The sequence below is a fragment of the Nitrosomonas sp. H1_AOB3 genome, assembly GCF_015709435.1.
Classification (GTDB): Bacteria; Pseudomonadota; Gammaproteobacteria; order Burkholderiales; family Nitrosomonadaceae; genus Nitrosomonas; species Nitrosomonas europaea.
The window spans coordinates 2,825,982-2,841,742 of sequence record NZ_CP054389.1 but is presented as its reverse complement, the minus strand read 5'-3'; the positions used below and the strand labels follow the sequence as shown (position 1 = coordinate 2,841,742).

General features: G+C 51.8%; 14 protein-coding genes. 9 read left to right on the top strand and 5 right to left on the bottom strand.

From position 1 onward, the window contains the following. Positions 1-1,268 precede the first annotated feature (1,268 nt). Complete coding sequence (gene mpl, locus HRU73_RS13320; RefSeq protein ID WP_287398953.1) at positions 1,269-2,633, top strand: UDP-N-acetylmuramate:L-alanyl-gamma-D-glutamyl-meso-diaminopimelate ligase; 1,365 nt, start codon at positions 1,269-1,271, stop codon at positions 2,631-2,633. 543 nt (positions 2,634-3,176) lie between these two features. Next, positions 3,177-4,535: a Na+/H+ antiporter NhaA gene (gene nhaA, locus HRU73_RS13315; protein ID WP_287398952.1), complete on the top strand. Its 1,359-nt coding sequence runs from the start codon at positions 3,177-3,179 to the stop codon at positions 4,533-4,535. A gap of 220 nt (positions 4,536-4,755) precedes the next feature. Here nhaA and HRU73_RS13310 read toward each other — a convergent pair whose 3' ends face one another. The 3 genes from HRU73_RS13310 to HRU73_RS13300 form a co-directional block, all read right to left on the bottom strand. Beyond that, the gene (locus HRU73_RS13310) at positions 4,756-6,324 is read right to left on the bottom strand and encodes a hypothetical protein (protein ID WP_287398951.1); all 1,569 of its coding nucleotides are present in this window, start codon (positions 6,322-6,324) and stop codon (positions 4,756-4,758) included. 10 nt (positions 6,325-6,334) lie between these two features. After that, positions 6,335-6,547, bottom strand: coding sequence for a hypothetical protein (locus HRU73_RS13305; RefSeq protein WP_287398950.1), 213 nt, complete (start codon positions 6,545-6,547; stop codon positions 6,335-6,337). A gap of 298 nt (positions 6,548-6,845) precedes the next feature. Continuing rightward, positions 6,846-7,715 carry a putative outer membrane beta-barrel protein gene (locus HRU73_RS13300; RefSeq protein ID WP_287398949.1) on the bottom strand — a complete coding sequence of 290 codons (870 nt, stop codon included), beginning with the start codon at positions 7,713-7,715 and terminating at the stop codon, positions 6,846-6,848. A 362-nt stretch (positions 7,716-8,077) separates the two neighbouring features. Here HRU73_RS13300 and aat point away from each other — a divergent pair, with 362 nt between their 5' ends. From aat to hepT, 7 genes are read left to right on the top strand one after another with little or no spacing between them, the layout of a single operon-like run. Further along, positions 8,078-8,788 carry a leucyl/phenylalanyl-tRNA--protein transferase gene (gene aat, locus HRU73_RS13295; RefSeq protein WP_287398948.1) on the top strand — a complete coding sequence of 237 codons (711 nt, stop codon included), beginning with the start codon at positions 8,078-8,080 and terminating at the stop codon, positions 8,786-8,788. A 2-nt stretch (positions 8,789-8,790) separates the two neighbouring features. After that, positions 8,791-9,501, top strand: coding sequence for an arginyltransferase (locus tag HRU73_RS13290; protein ID WP_287398947.1), 711 nt, complete (start codon positions 8,791-8,793; stop codon positions 9,499-9,501). 2 nt (positions 9,502-9,503) lie between these two features. Next, positions 9,504-10,532, top strand: coding sequence for a quinone-dependent dihydroorotate dehydrogenase (locus tag HRU73_RS13285; RefSeq protein ID WP_287398946.1), 1,029 nt, complete (start codon positions 9,504-9,506; stop codon positions 10,530-10,532). Further along, positions 10,522-11,178: an RnfABCDGE type electron transport complex subunit B gene (locus HRU73_RS13280; protein ID WP_287398945.1), complete on the top strand. Its 657-nt coding sequence runs from the start codon at positions 10,522-10,524 to the stop codon at positions 11,176-11,178. Before HRU73_RS13285 ends, HRU73_RS13280 begins: the two co-directional genes overlap by 11 nt. Continuing rightward, complete coding sequence (nth, locus tag HRU73_RS13275; RefSeq protein WP_287398944.1) at positions 11,179-11,850, top strand: endonuclease III; 672 nt, start codon at positions 11,179-11,181, stop codon at positions 11,848-11,850. Next, entirely contained in the window at positions 11,847-12,242 is a 396-nt protein-coding gene (gene mntA, locus HRU73_RS13270) for a type VII toxin-antitoxin system MntA family adenylyltransferase antitoxin (protein WP_287398943.1), read from the top strand. Before nth ends, mntA begins: the two co-directional genes overlap by 4 nt. Further along, positions 12,232-12,666 carry a type VII toxin-antitoxin system HepT family RNase toxin gene (gene hepT, locus HRU73_RS13265; RefSeq protein ID WP_287398942.1) on the top strand — a complete coding sequence of 145 codons (435 nt, stop codon included), beginning with the start codon at positions 12,232-12,234 and terminating at the stop codon, positions 12,664-12,666. Before mntA ends, hepT begins: the two co-directional genes overlap by 11 nt. A 26-nt stretch (positions 12,667-12,692) precedes the next feature. Here hepT and HRU73_RS13260 read toward each other — a convergent pair whose 3' ends face one another. Together HRU73_RS13260 and HRU73_RS13255 are read right to left on the bottom strand one after the other, a co-directional pair. Further along, positions 12,693-13,595, bottom strand: coding sequence for a lytic transglycosylase domain-containing protein (locus HRU73_RS13260; RefSeq protein ID WP_287398941.1), 903 nt, complete (start codon positions 13,593-13,595; stop codon positions 12,693-12,695). A 243-nt stretch (positions 13,596-13,838) separates the two neighbouring features. Then, positions 13,839-15,401: a TerC family protein gene (locus HRU73_RS13255; RefSeq protein WP_287398940.1), complete on the bottom strand. Its 1,563-nt coding sequence runs from the start codon at positions 15,399-15,401 to the stop codon at positions 13,839-13,841. Positions 15,402-15,761: the final 360 nt, after the last annotated feature.

The following is a 15,761-nucleotide window of genomic DNA, read 5'->3' as shown; positions in this document are numbered from 1 at the left end:
CCTTATGAGATGAGAAATTATCCGCGATGATGATATCGCCTGGCTTAAGGGTGGGAGCCAACTGCGTCTCAATGTAAGTTTTAAACGCTTCGCCCATCATGGTGCTATCCAGACACCAGGGCGCGATTAAACCATCTGCTCGTAACCCAGCAATAAATGTCATGGTTTGTCAGTGACCGCCAGGTGTATGGCCAAAACATCGTGCACTGCTTTTGGCATGTCCGTATTGCCGAATCATATTTGTCGTTGCGCCTGATTTCATCCAGGAACACAAGCTTCGAAGGATCACAGTGCTTCTGCCATGCCCGCCAAAGCATCCTGGCTTCTTTTATTTCTTCACGATCTCGCCCGCTGGCGAATACTGTTTTTTTATAGCGCCAGCCCTCTGCGTGGATAAAACGCCCCACAGTCGTGTCATGAACCTCTATGCCACATTCCTGGCACAAATGAGCATTTGCTCTTCTGCTTCACTCCAGTCGCCATGTTCGCTCACCATCTGTTCGATGAACGTGGCTTCTTTCTCCAGTACCGAGCGACGCCATCCCCCGGTCGGGGGCGGCTCATAACTGTCCTGGTCTTACCAATCTTTTACTATTCCAGTTGCTGTGCTCTGTGCAATATCCAACTTTCTGCCTGCTGCACGCGCAGACAAGCCACTTTCAACCGCCTTGATCAGGCGTTTCCTCAGATCATTCGATATGGGATTTGGGCATAGGTCACCTCCTGATAGCAGGATCAACTATATCTCACCCTTTGAGGGTCCTTTATAGACTCTATTTAAATGCAGAATGCTCTAGCCGAGCCCATTGCCCAACAATAATTGCCGCTGTTCAATGCCTTTGCCGAACACATGGAAGCCTTGCACCATGACAATAACAGTTGATGCCATCGCCATGGGTCTAAATCCTGGTGTGCTCAATGCATTACAAAGCAAATTCATCCGAATCCCCCAAGTGCAACAAGCGCGAATTTATGGTTCGTGTGCCAAAGGTACTATCGGCCTGGTTCAGATATAGATATTACTTTATTTGGCTCCGCACTGACTCCACAACACCTGCTGACACTGGAGAATCACCTGGATGATCTGCTTTTACCTTACCAGATCGATTTTTGCCACTTTGATCCCTGCAAAACCCGGTATTAATTGATCATATTCAGCACGTAGGTATCATCATTTATACGCGCTGATAAATAGCGTTGCCAACGGTCTCGCGTATAATTTCGCAAACCATCTCGTCAATTAATCCACGGTATTCTTCTCAACATTCATGCATATTCATATTCTTGGCATTTGCGGCACTTTTATGGGCGGTCTGGCAGTATTGGCACGTGCAGCCGGCCACACCGTCACCGGCTGTGACGCCAATGTCTATCCACCGATGAGCACGCAGCTTCGCGATCAGCAAATCGAGCTGATCGAAGGTTATGATGCTGATCAGATCAAACTGAAACCGGATCTGTTCGTCATCGGTAATGTCGTCTCGCGCGGTAATCCGCTGATGGAAGCGATTCTCGATGCCCACCTGTCCTACCTGTCCGGCCCGCAATGGCTGGCACAGCACCTGCTGCACAACCGGTGGGTATTGGCAGTTGCGGGCACGCACGGCAAAACCACCACCAGTTCGATGCTTGCCTGGATACTGGAATACGCCGGGCTCTCTCCCGGATTTCTGATCGGTGGTGTTCCGGAGAATTTCGGTCTGTCTGCCCGTCTGGGGATCATCGAAGCAGAGCAGACACTTTCTCCTTTCTTTGTCATCGAAGCAGATGAATACGATACTGCTTTTTTTGACAAGCGCTCCAAGTTCATACACTACCAACCAAGAACAGTGGTACTCAACAATCTCGAATACGATCATGCAGATATTTTCCCCGATCTGGCTGCGATCGAACGTCAGTTTCATCATCTTGTCCGCATCGTTCCCCGCAATGGGCTGCTCATCGTCAACGGGCAGGATATTGCGTTACAGCGGGTATTAAGCCAAGGCTGCTGGACGCCGGTAGAACAATTTGGCGTGAACGATGGCTGGCAGATCCTCCTGGAGCAGAATGAAAGTCTGTCAGTCCGTTTTCAGAAAGTGTCGCAAGGCATACTGCATTGGGAACTGCTGGGAGAACATAATCGCATGAATGCCCTGGCTGCCCTGGCTGCAGCCCGGCATGCCGGCGTACCGGCGCAACTCGGGATCGAAGCCTTATCCCGCTTCAGGAACGTGAAACGACGCATGGAACTGCGCGGTATCATTAACGACATTCATGTTTACGATGACTTCGCGCACCACCCCACCGCCATCCGCACAACACTGGCCGGATTGCGCGCCAAAGTTGGGCCGGCACGTATCATTGCTGTACTGGAACCACGTTCCAACACTATGAAACTCGGTATCTGGCAAAATGCTCTCGCGGCCAGTCTGAATCAGGCAGACCAGATTTTCTGCTATGCCTGTCAGATTGGCTGGGATGTGGACTCAGCCCTTGTATCTCTCAATAATAGAGCTGAAATTCATAATGACCTGACCACCATGATCAGCGCCATTACAGCCACCGTGCACCCCGGAGATCATATCCTGATCATGAGCAATGGCAGCTTCAACGGTCTATACGACAAATTACTCGATAAGCTTCGCACCTGATCAATCTATCTTTTGAATGGGCTGTCACCAACACCCGCAAAAAAACCGAGGTCAAGCTTTGCATGAAAATCATGCGGCGTTGTAGGTTGGGAGCCACACAAGAGCATCGGGAAAGAAAAAAAGTGGGGGAAATCACTGCGCAGTACTGGGGAACGGGAAGCGAAACGGGAGGCAAGCATTATCTTTCTCCTGATGAAAAGGGCTTGCTGTTCAAACCGCATACCGGATTCCAGGATTCGGAGCCCAGCCTTTCGGCTTTTCGGTACGGTTGGTATGAGGAACCCGGTTGTCCCTGTCGCCACCGTCTTTCCTGAGCTCATCGCCCGCGACAAGATGGAAGCTCGACAGGAGCAAAACGCCGCAGCAAAGCACGATAGCACGACTGACCATGCTTCTTAGTGCCGGGACGCACGAGTTTGATCGAACAGAAATTTGGCCAGATTGATCTATTCAGCGATTCCCTATAGAATTTCGCTCGGGTGTTAGCTGCATGTCGCAGCGGGACAGGTTCATGCGTTGGTCGGGCCGCCACGCGGAGTTCTTATGACCACGCACCGCCACACCTCGCGGCAGGATCTGCCGCGCGCGCATCTATTAGCCGAACGCGCCTTCGCCACCCTTGAACGCTTCCTGCACATTGAGGCTGCGAGCGGCATCGTGCTGTTACTCACTGCGGCCGCCGCACTTATCTGGGCCAATTCATCTTATGCGCATAGCTACAATACACTTTGGTACCTGCCGCTGTCCATCAGCATTGGGGATTGGACATTCTCTCAACCCCTGCACTTCTGGATCAACGATGCCCTGATGACGATCTTCTTCCTGGTCGTCGGCATGGAAATCCGCCGCGAAATCCACGAAGGGGCGTTGAGCGATCTGCGACAAGCCAGCCTGCCAGTCATGGCCGCATTGGGCGGTGTGGCCGTACCAGCGCTGATCTACCTGGGCCTGAACACCGATCCAGTACGTCAACACGGATGGGCCGTACCAACAGCCACGGACATTGCCTTCGCCATCGGGGTGCTGGCGCTGCTCGGTCGGACTATCCCAACCAATGTGCGAGTGTTCCTGCTGGCACTGGCAATCATCGACGACATCATCGCCGTGCTCATCATTGCGCTGTTCTACTCCAACGGACTTGATTACCACGGCTTCCTCATCGCGAGCCTGGGTATTGCACTAGTGCTTGGCTTCCAACAGATAGGCATTGGCTCGGCCTATGCCTATCTGCTGCCTGGCACGATTACCTGGATCGGCCTCCTGATGACCGGCGCACACCCGACGCTATCCGGCGTCGTGCTAGGCATGTTGACACCAGTGGTACCACTGCGCACTCGCGAAAACCCACTCGACATGGTGACGCACGCTACCGAGAAGCTGCGCGAGCATGGCAATCGCACTGCACACAACGCGCACCATTTGGCCATACCACTAAAGCAACTTCGGCTAGCTCAACGCGAACTGCTGCCGCCGGTGGTGCGAGTGCAGATGGCATTGCACCCATGGGTAGCCTTTGGCATCATGCCCCTATTCGCCCTCGCTAATGCCGGCGTCAGCCTGGACGGCATCGACCTGTCCGCCACTGACCCGCAACGGATCATGGTCGGCATCACGCTGGCATTGGTGGCAGGCAAACCTCTGGGCGTAATCGGGGTGAGCTGGATGATGGTTCGGTTAGGCCTGTGCCGCCTGCCAACCGGTATGACTTGGGGAGGCATATGCCTGATCGGCCTGCTGGCTGGCATCGGCTTCACCATGTCCACCTTCATCGCCATGCTTGCATTCAACGACGAAACCCTGCTGGGCGCTGCCAAACTTGGCGTACTGCTGGGATCGCTGATCGCCGCCGTACTGGGAATTACCTGGGGCATGATTTACCGGCGCACCAGCAAGGTCTCGTGAATCGATCCAACATACTGACCTGATCAAGCCGCAAGGGAGCGGATCGCATGGGATGTACCTCCATCAAACCCGGCCACACAGCGCGACCGGATGGAGGCAGTCTCAAGAAAGCCAGAGCTCTTGCTCAGAGACGTTCTGCTGGGGATGCAAAACGCCCTCCTCATGCAGCGGAATAGGCGGAAGCTGTGCCAGACGGCGATAACCGCCGCACATCGGAGCATCAAGACAGCGAGGCATCCAGCGCTGTTTCGAAGGCAGATGCATTGCCCCTCAGAACGTGATCCAGATTTCCGAATACATTACTAAGCTCCTGACGGTAGGCGACCTTTGTCTTCAAATCCGCACCGACGATCACAGCGTTCAGGAATGACGCGGCAACATCAGCCGTCTTCGGATCGTTCTGGAGCTTTACATGGCTGCGAATGACAACTTCCAGAAGATCTGATTTGGAAGACGCCGACAGCTTCTCACTCGGAATGATGTCTTGCAGCATCGCCCCCAGTACCTTGGTGGCTTCCTTGGAGATGTAGTGGCGATCGAAATGATCAGCACAACGGGTTTCCTTGGGGATTTCGGAATCATCCACGCGCACGCACTGCTCAGCCCAATCTGTGGCAACGCTGACCAAACGGTAGAGAAGATAGTGAAAAGGTGTCGGCCACTCTTGATAGCTTTCCTCATCCGGCGGCAAATTCATCTGCTTGAGGATCTTTTCGGCGAAGTGCCCGAAGTAGTGCAGCCACATATGGTCTTGCAGCCCCTGGTGGATACCTTCATGGACCATGATCTCAAAGAGTGTGATGCCTGAATTGATCGGGCAACGAAACCGCCCGTTCTCCGCGTAGGAACCCAACGGCTTGTTAAGTTTCTCGGCCAAATCGCTGTCTTCATCCAATCGGCGGCGCACGGACTCGCCGACGGCAGCATCCAGGCCATTTTTCACCGCCTTCGCTGCATCGGCAAAGAAGAAGCGAAGCAGCCGATTATTTTCCGGCAGGTACAGACGGCTTCCTACATCTAGGTTCTGATTGTTTTTCAGCTCGACGTAGAGCCGGCTTCCCGTGGCGTCCAGCAGTGCGTCGATGTAATGCGCAATGAAATCCGAGCGTATCGCTTCGTCCGCTTCCAGCAACTTGAGGCAGAAATGTGGGTGCGCCTGCGCCAGGTGAACGGTCAACTCAGGTGAGGTGACGAGGTTCAACAGGATCTCCCGGGCTTCCAGGCTGGCCTTGTCACACTTTGCACACCTGGATTTCAATCCATGCAACAAGCGGCGCCATTGCTTGCACCAGAATGAAGGGGGCTTGGGCGCTTCCCCGCGCAGTAGCGCGGCCAGTTCGTCCTGGGAATTGCCCCAGCGTTCGATCCAGCGTACCAGCCAGGACTGTTGCCGGGTCAGGGAAATGAGTGTGGGCAGTTGGGGTTCGACCAGCAGCACCAACTCGTCGTAGCGTCTGGTGAGGTGCAGGTTTTCGATCAACTCGCGAAAGACATGGACTCGGCCTCGGGCCAGTGTCGGAAAGCGTGTTCGCCAAAAGAAGTAGAGTGCCACCGAAAGCAGCAGCAGATACACCGCGCTGGAACTGTCGAGCCCCCATTTCCAAGGCCCCAGGCTGTAGTACAGTCCAAGTTGCTCCAAAGCCGGAGCGAACACCAGGTAGTGGACAAGAAGAAACACCGATCCGCCCACGGCCCAATCCACCCAAGTCGTGCAGAAGCGAAGCCGGAGTCGGTTAGTGGGAGAAATGAGCGCCCACACGGCGGCGATGACGCCTAAGATGGTGAGCAAGCTAGTAGTGTCAATTTGGGTAGGCGATGTCATAAGCGATTCGTACTTGCATCTGTTCTTTTACTGACAAGATTACATGCGTTATCCTCAAGTTTGTAAGAAATTGCCTGGGTAAAATGACGTGGTTTAATGAAACCAGGCACACGGTATCCCGCAGTTCAATGGCCTTGTCTTGAGGTTGTGCCGCATCGACTGCGGACTTGGTGAGCTTGATCTTCTCCATGATGACTCCTCGGAAAGCACTGGCACATGCTTAACTCTCATAAGCGATTGATAAACCTGATGTATCTAGCCTTTTCGTGGTCCAGCGAATTGCGGTATTGGAGTCATCGTGAGACAAAAAAACACCCCACTGAAACTCCAGCGGGGTGTAAAGGCTTCGTCACAAAATCGTTACTGCATGGGCTTTGACTTTGCCCGAAGCAAGAAGAGAGAAATACTCATTACTACAGAGAAAAACACACTACGATTACAACGACTTCCCCATCAACCATCTACTTCAAAATAATAACCAGGTAGCTTTAGAATCCGATTCCGAGATAACCGCCAACGGTAAACCCGTTGACATTCACTCCATCAATCTTACCGCCTGCCAGCTGATATCTGGCATCGGCCCCAACATAAATTGCTTTCCAGATGTTGTAATCAGCACCCACCCCGAACATGACACCCGGCTGCAGCACCGTAATGGATTCAGACGGCGGGCTGATGACATGCAAAGCCAGTCCGGCCGGGATGATCCATGGTCTGAACCGGTTTCCTTCCAGAAACTTGATTTTTGGTGCTGCGGTGAGCGTAAACTGGCTGACTGTCACTTTACGCGGATTAAGCGCCCCGCCTGCCAGCTGAGTTGGATTATTAGCCAGTGCTGCATTCCCCGAAACACTATTGCTGAACTGTTTGTATTCAAACATCAGCTCGGCAAACACACTGGTCCCCGGCAGAAAACCCCACACATCATTGGTCAGATTGAAATCAAAACCAGCGCCGATATACCAGGCATCTTTTCCGGCCTGATCCTGCGCTCCGACAGGAGCAACATCACTCTGGATGGAAACGCCATTACGAGTATGGTTGCTATGTGCAAAACCACCCCGGAAAAACACCATGTGCTTGCCGCTCTCCCCTGCACTTTTTTGCGCCCCGACAGAAGCAACCGATTGCTCGTTTTCCCGGATTTTCTGTTCATTTCTTACAGTATCCGTCTTGACCCTGTCCAACTCACCCCGGATAGACTGCAGTTGCTCTTCCAACAATTTGATTTGTGCTTCCAGAGCCTGTGTCGATGTACTGTCAGCAAGTACCTGAGGTGCGCTCAACAATGTTGAAATACTCAGCATGCCGGCTGTAACACTTAAAACTGCACGCTTTCCGATAACATAACGATTCACTCGTTTCTCCTTTTTTTATGTGCTTGGATATGTTGTATGGCAAATACTAAATAGTTAACGATCCGGATACTTTGATCTAAGTCAAAACAAAGCTGTTTTCCGTCATTCCTTTCGATAAATGCCAGCCGGGATCGTTACCTTCCCGTTTAACTCACGCTTTTCACCATTCAGGAAATCCGGATCAGGCTGAAACGCCACTCCCCTCACGGTCGTTTTGCTAATAAATCCAGCCAAACAGGGCATAAATGTTGCAGGCACTGGTACATTTACCAATGGATGTTAGATAATTACCAGCACAATCATCCTGACCCACATCAAGAAAACCTGCTTTCCACTTGCTGCCCGGAGACATTATTTCGGCCATGATTCGTACACTCTATTCCGATACGCCTTTTCCCCCGCTGGAACAGGCACTGATCGAACCCAATGGTCTGCTGGCTGCGGGCGGAGATCTGTCACCGGAACGCCTGATCTCCGCTTACCGCCAGGGAATCTTTCCCTGGTTCAATCCAGGGGAAATCATCCTGTGGTGGAGTCCAGATCCAAGAATGGTACTGTTTCCCCGAGAATTAAAAATTTCACGTTCACTGCACAAAACCCTGAAGAAGAATGACTACCAGATCCGCACGGACAGCGCCTTCACCGAAGTCATGCAAGACTGTGCCGCGCCGCGTGAGGACCAGGCAGGTACATGGATACACGAGGAAATGATCGCGGCTTACACCGCGCTGCATCAGATGGGGGTGGCACACTCGGTCGAAACCTGGATAGAGGGCGAACTGGCCGGTGGACTATACGGCGTAGCCATTGGCAGGGCTTTTTTTGGAGAATCGATGTTTTCCCGAGCGACCGATGCATCCAAGATTGCACTGGTTCATCTGGCCAGACAACTGGAAAATTGGGGCTATGGCCTGATCGACTGCCAGATGAAAACTGCACATTTGATGTCGATGGGTGCACGGGAAATCCCAAGATCACAATTCTCCAAACGGCTGAATCAACTGACCGCTCTACCCGGCCAAAACAGAAAATGGCATTTCGACTTTACCTATCCCGGGCGATCGGAGCAGTGACTATGGATTTCCAGATCACCAGACGTTATCCCTGCAGCTATCTGCCGGGGGAGCTCGCTCGCTCGCGTATCGTGATCACTGACGATACTCTGTCGGACAGCAATACCTATGCCCAACTGATTCGGCAGGGCTATCGCCGCAGTGGTAGCCTTATCTACCGTCCGGACTGCGATTACTGTCACGCCTGTATTCCGGTGCGCATCCCGGTGGAGCTGTTTGATCCCAATCGCACCCAGCGCAGAATATGGAAACGACATCAGCACTTGCAGATCGCCTGGCATCCCCTGCATTTCGATCCTGTACACTTTGATCTCTACCAGCGCTACCAGAAATCCCGTCACACAAATGGCAGCATGGATCAGGACGATGAAAACGGACGCAAACAGTACCGTGATTTTCTGCTGAAAAGTACAGTGGATTCCTTTCTGGTAACATTTCACGAAAATGAACAGCTGCGCATGGTCAGCATCATCGACCGGCTGCCGGATGGACTGTCACCGGTTTATACCTTCTTCGAGCCGGATGTACCCGGATCGAGTTACGGCACCTTCAACATCCTGTGGCAGACAGCTCAATGCCGTGCTGACCGGCTGCCTTACCTTTATCTCGGCTACTGGATTGCAAACAGCCGGAAAATGCACTACAAAGCCAATTTCCAGCCGCTGCAGTATCTGATCGACAACCAGTGGCAATACCGCACAACGAACCGATAAATATGATGTACAACCTGCTGCGCCCGCTACTGTTTCTGCTTGACCCCGAAACTGCTCACACCCTTACACTGGATACACTCAACCTGCTGAAGAGAGCCGGGTTGCTGCCCGATCGCACCATCGACTGCACCCCTGTTCGCGTCATGGGGCTGGATTTTCCCAATCCAGTCGGGCTGGCAGCCGGCCTCGACAAGAATGGGACCTGCATCAGCGCACTGGCCTCTCTGGGATTTGGCTTTATCGAAGTGGGAACCATCACCCCGCGCCCGCAGGTCGGTAATCCCCGGCCACGACTGTTTCGCATTCCACAGGCTGAAGCAATCATCAATCGGATGGGATTCAATAACGTTGGTGTGGATAAGCTGATAGAAAATGTCCAGCAATCCGGCTACCGCGGCATACTGGGTATCAATATCGGTAAAAATGCGGATACCCCTCTGCAGAATGCAGTCGATGATTACCTGATCTGTTTACGCAAGGTGTACCTGCATGCCAGTTACGTCACTGTCAATATTTCCTCTCCCAATACCCAGCAGCTCAGACAACTGCAAAATGAAACCGAGCTGGAACATTTACTGGGCGCACTTAAGGCGGAACAAACCCGTCTGAGTGATCTCCACGGTCGCTACACGCCATTAGCCATCAAGATTGCCCCTGATCTGGAATCCGAACAAATTACCGTAATTGCATCGCTGTTAATGAAACACCGCATGGATGCGGTGATTGCGACCAACACCACCACTGCAAGAGAGGGTGTCGAACATTTGCCACGCGGCAATGAAAAAGGTGGGTTGAGTGGCGCACCATTAACGGAACGCAGTACCACAGTCATCCGTCAGCTTGCCAACCATCTCCAGCATGCCATTCCCATCATCGGAGCGGGTGGCATCATGTCAGCCCGGGATGCGCAACTCAAAATCGAAGCAGGCGCCAGTCTGGTACAGATTTATTCCGGGCTGATTTATCGCGGCCCGGATCTGGTTACAGAAACCGTCTCACTGCTTTGCTCCCGCACTACCCATGCTGGATAAAAATTCACTGACCGAACAGATCGACGCCGTGCTGCCGCAAACCCAATGCGGGCAGTGCGGATTCGATGGATGTAAACCCTATGCGACAGCCATTGTTGAAGGCCATGCGGATATCGACCAGTGTCCACCCGGCGGTGACGCTGGTGTGGCTCAAATTGCAGCGATCCTGAATATTGCCCCGAAGCCACTGAACACGACTTATGGCCATCCCAAACCGCCTGCCATCGCCGTCATCGATGAATCTCAATGTATCGGCTGCACATTCTGCCTGCGCGCCTGCCCGGTGGATGCCATCATTGGCGCAGCCAAACATATGCATACCGTTCTGACCGAGTTATGTACCGGTTGCGAACGTTGTATCGCCCCATGCCCGATGGATTGCATCAGCATGGTATCCGTACCCGCCCCGGCCACACCCGAAATCCGGCAACAGATCGCGGACGGTGCACGGGAGCGATATCACTTGAGACTGCTCAGGCTGGCACGCCAGCAGCAACGTACCAGGAAACCAGAGCAGAACAAGCTGAAAGAAGCCCCAATCCCCACGGTACAACAAGCAACCGATACGAAACAGGCAGCCATCCAGGCCGCCATGGAACGTGCACGAGCTGCACTTGCCCGCTCAAACATCCCCAACAAGGACTGAATGAACACGACCAAACGCCGGGAGATATTCACCCGATTCAGGGCAGCCAATCCCCGTCCGACAACCGAACTCGAATACCAGACACCGTTTCAATTACTGATTGCCGTCATTCTCTCGGCACAAGCCACTGATAAAAGTGTCAATCTGGCCACACGAAAACTGTTCCCGATTGCGGACACCCCCGAAAAAATCCTGCAATTGGGAGAAACTGGCCTCAGCCCGTTCATTCAGCGCATCGGGCTATTTCGCACCAAAACCAGGAATATTCTTGCCACCTGCCAGTTGTTGATCGAACAACACAACAGTGAAGTCCCGCGCACTCGCACGGAACTGGAAAAGCTGCCGGGGGTCGGCCGGAAAACCGCCAGCGTGATTCTGAATACCGCCTTTGGCGAACCCACCATTGCAGTAGATACGCATATTTTCCGCGTAGCCAACCGTATCGGTATCGCACCAGGTAAAAATGTCCTGGAAGTGGAACGCAAACTGCTCAAGGTGGTACCGAATGAATTCCGTCACGATGCCCACCACTGGCTGATCCTGCACGGGCGTTACATCTGCAAAGCCAGAAAACCCTTATGTCGCCAGTGCCTGATCATGGATTTATGCGAATTCAAGGAAAAAAATCTGGAAGAAACTGCATCCTCACTCGATATGAAACAGTTGACATGAAGCGTGATGCTCTCATCCATTCTCTGCAAACCCGCATACCGGATCTACTGGCAATTTATGCTTTCGGCAGCCGTATTCAGGGTACAGCCAGATCGGATAGCGATCTGGATCTGGCCGTACTGGTAGCGGGCTATGCTGATCCGTTGATTCTGTTCGAAGTCGCGAACGAACTGGCCGATGTGGCAGGCTATGCGGTTGATCTGCTCGACCTGCGAGCTGCCTCCACTGTGATGCAATACCAGATCATTACCACCGGGGAACGCTGGTGGACACTGGATATGCAGGCAGCCTTATTTGAGGCATCCATCCTGAGTGAGAAAACTGCTCTCGATGAAGCACGTGCCGGGTTACTGACCGACATTCGACAAAGAGGAACAGTTTATGGCCGATGATGTACTGATCAACAAGGCAGCAACGATTGAACGCTGTGTAACGCGGGCGCGTGAGGAATACGCCGCCAATCCGGCAGGTTTTGCCACCGACTACACTCGCCAGGATGCAGCCATCCTCAACATTCAGCGAGCCTGCGAAGCAGCGTTGGACATGGGCCAACATTTGATTCGCCGTGAAAAACTGGGAATTCCACAAAGTACCCGCGATGTATTTTCCTTACTGGCACGCGGTGGCTGGATCAATATTGAACTGGCTGACAGCCTCAAACGCATGGTGAGCTTTCGGAATATCGCTGTGCATGATTACATTGCCCTGCAACTACCTATTACCGTAAGAATCATAGAAAAGCATCTGGATGAATTTTTACAGTACAGCCAGACTCTGTTGCTGCATGACGCGGCGTTAGACGAAAAACTAAGTTGACTTATATCCCACAAGGTGGGGCAGCCTCACTGTCCTGATACGGCAGAAGCAAAGATGAAGGAAGTTCTATTGACGACACCAGGCTGGTACGGGTGAGAGGTTTTGTCGTAACGTGCCATAATTTTGTCGACATACTTTACAGTTTCAGGATAAGGCGGAATACCGCGGTATTTCTCAACGGCACCCTCACCCGCATTGTAGGCGGCAGCCACCAGTGCCACATCTCCCTTGAAGAAAGCGAGCAGCCATCTCAGATAAGCCATTCCCCCTCTGATATTCTCTTCCGGATCAAAAACATCCCTGACCTGAAATCTTTCAGCAGTCGCAGGAATAAGCTGCATCAACCCCTGTGCATTCTTGGAAGAAACAGCCTGTGTGTTGAAACCAGATTCAACCGCAATGACTGCAAGTACAAGACCCGGATCAATCTCGTATTGCGGAGCCAGTTTTTCCACGAGCGCAGAAATGGATTGATCGATATAGTATTTACCAGGCGTAATGTTTGTCCGAACGTAAATATTTCTGCTCAGACAATTTGGTAGCTGTGTTTTCCGTTTATCCGATACAGGCATGAACTGCAATAATTTTTGTGCATCTGCATGATTTCTGGCAGCAGCCATCTCGAACAATCTGGCAGCAATCCCATCATTACGCTCGACACCACGCCCGTTGGCATACATCCATCCCAGTGCATACTGCCCTTCGGCCGAACCCCGCCGAGCCGCCTGACAATAAAGTTCCACTGCTTTTTCCCTGTCCTGCAGCACGCCTTCACCATGCTCATACTGTCGAGCCTGTGCCACCAGCACGTCAGCCCCCCTCTTAACACCAACGGAACGCGACTGAGCATTCCCCCCACCGTAAACAACAGCAGTATGTAACGCCAGAAAACTCAGTACAGTCCACTGCCATTTGAGGGGGATATGCATATTTTTCTTTTGTCCGTAATAGTTAAAGTATTGTTTTATTGATAACTAATGGAGCAACAATCATGCCAGAACACTGAAATATTCCGGCTTTAGTGATAACCGCTTGCTTACGGACAGAAATTTTTCAAACACTTCCCGGCAAATTCACCAAGACAAACTGATCTTACAAACAATGTAAAAAATTCCGACAAATATGGATCTGACGATACAACACTATTATCAGCAAACCGCCTCACAAAACCTCTATTCATTCTCAGGCTGCGTACGATGCACGCGCACTCTGCCGATATTATGCTTATTGACCGAAACAATCTCAAAAACCAGATCATCAACTGTAATCTGTTCCCCCGCTGCAGGAATATAGCCGAACTGCCAGAGCAGATAACCGCCGAGCGTGGAATAACGTTCAGCTTCATCCACCAGATCATGCTCCAGCAGGTTGGATGCCTTGCGAATACTGATCCATCCATCCATCAGCCAGGTGCCGTCAGCATGTTGCTCCGCCATTACTTTTTCTTCACCCGCATCCAGAAATTCGCCGGCAATCGCCTCCAGAATATCCGCTGGGGTAACGATTCCCTCGACTGATCCATATTCATCCACGATCACTGCCAACTGTAACGGCTGGTTACGCAGCTGTTCCATCAGTTTGATCACCGGAACCCGTTCAAGCACCACGATCGGATGGCGCAATGATCTTTCCAGATTGATCTTTCCTTCTTCCAGCATGTCACGCAGTAAATCTTTGGCAAATGCAGCGCCCACAAACTCATCCACGTTACCGTGTGACAACAGAAAACGCGAGTGGCCGCTATCGATTATTTTTGCCCTGATCATCTCACTGGTATCTCCCAGATCCAGCCAGTCGATATCAGTGCGTGGTGTCATGATGGACATGGCAGGACGCCCGGCCAGCGTCAGCACGCCTTCAATCATTTCTTTTTCTTCCCGGGCAAACAGGTCATTTTCGGCCACCTGTTGTGCGATCACTTCCGATGTCTCCCCCAGCCCGACTTCACCACCACGCCCGCCGAGCAACCGCAATACGGCTTCAGCAGTACGATCACGCAGATCCCCGGTTGTAATGAGCTTTTCCTTGTTATGCCTGGCAATCTGATTGAATGATTCGATCAGGATGGAGAAACTGATTGCGGCATAGAGATATCCTTTTGGCACATGAAAGTTGAAACCTTCGATCACAAGCGAAAAGCCGATCATCATCAGGAAACCCAAACAGAGAATCACAACGGTAGGATGCCTGGAAATGAAAGCCATCAGCGGTCCGGAAGAAATCATCATGACAACGACTGCAATAATTACGGCAATCATCATCACCGAGAGATGCTCCACCATCCCCACCGCAGTAATCATACTGTCAAGTGAAAAAACCGCATCCAGCACGATGATCTGTACGATAACCTGCCAGAAAACTGCATGTACGCTTTTACCTTCTTTTTGTCTATCCTGCCCCTCCAGTCGCTCGTGCAGCTCCATCGTTCCCTTGAAAAGCAGGAATATACCCCCGAACAGAAGGATGAGATTTCGCCAGGACAGCTCGACATCGAACAGTGTCAGCAACGGTGTGGTCAGCGTTATGACCCAGGAAATAGAAGCAAGCAAGATAAGGCGCATGATCAGCGCCAGAGAAAGACCAACGATGCGCGCTTTTCCGCGCTGATGTGGCGGCAGTTTATCTGCCAGGATTGCAATAAATACCAGGTTATCGATCCCCAGTACGATTTCCAGAATAACCAGCGTTGCCAGCCCCGCCCATGCAGCGGGATCGACCACCCATTCAAAAAACACTTTTTCTGATACCTGAGAGAAATTGAAAGACTGTAATCAAGAATCTGAAATATCCAAATCCAGACAAAAAGAAATTACACCGTGGGCAAGTACAAATTATCAATATAGTACAAGTTTTTTCAGACAAGCAAACACTGAAAAACAGGATGAAGGATCTTGGAGACAGTTTAACCCTCCTCCCCTAACTACATGGCGGCGCAGCGATCCAGAAATCTCTTAATTGGCTTGCGAAGTTCCCTTTCGCACAAAACTATATGTAAGGGTGCTCCAGTGACCTCCAGAAATATGACTGGGCAAAAACCTACCGCAAAAAACGCACTGTCTCCAAAAACAGACAAATAATACTCAATAAATACAAAC

Coding starts and splice junctions, on each gene's coding strand:
- mpl (WP_287398953.1), top strand. CDS start 1,269: ATGCATATTCATATTCTTGGCATTTGCGGCACTTTTATGGGCGGTCTG.
- nhaA (WP_287398952.1), top strand. CDS start 3,177: ATGACCACGCACCGCCACACCTCGCGGCAGGATCTGCCGCGCGCGCAT.
- HRU73_RS13305 (WP_287398950.1), bottom strand. CDS start 6,547: ATGGAGAAGATCAAGCTCACCAAGTCCGCAGTCGATGCGGCACAACCT.
- aat (WP_287398948.1), top strand. CDS start 8,078: ATGATTCGTACACTCTATTCCGATACGCCTTTTCCCCCGCTGGAACAG.
- HRU73_RS13290 (WP_287398947.1), top strand. CDS start 8,791: ATGGATTTCCAGATCACCAGACGTTATCCCTGCAGCTATCTGCCGGGG.
- HRU73_RS13285 (WP_287398946.1), top strand. CDS start 9,504: ATGATGTACAACCTGCTGCGCCCGCTACTGTTTCTGCTTGACCCCGAA.
- HRU73_RS13280 (WP_287398945.1), top strand. CDS start 10,522: ATGCTGGATAAAAATTCACTGACCGAACAGATCGACGCCGTGCTGCCG.
- nth (WP_287398944.1), top strand. CDS start 11,179: ATGAACACGACCAAACGCCGGGAGATATTCACCCGATTCAGGGCAGCC.
- mntA (WP_287398943.1), top strand. CDS start 11,847: ATGAAGCGTGATGCTCTCATCCATTCTCTGCAAACCCGCATACCGGAT.
- hepT (WP_287398942.1), top strand. CDS start 12,232: ATGGCCGATGATGTACTGATCAACAAGGCAGCAACGATTGAACGCTGT.
- HRU73_RS13260 (WP_287398941.1), bottom strand. CDS start 13,595: ATGCATATCCCCCTCAAATGGCAGTGGACTGTACTGAGTTTTCTGGCG.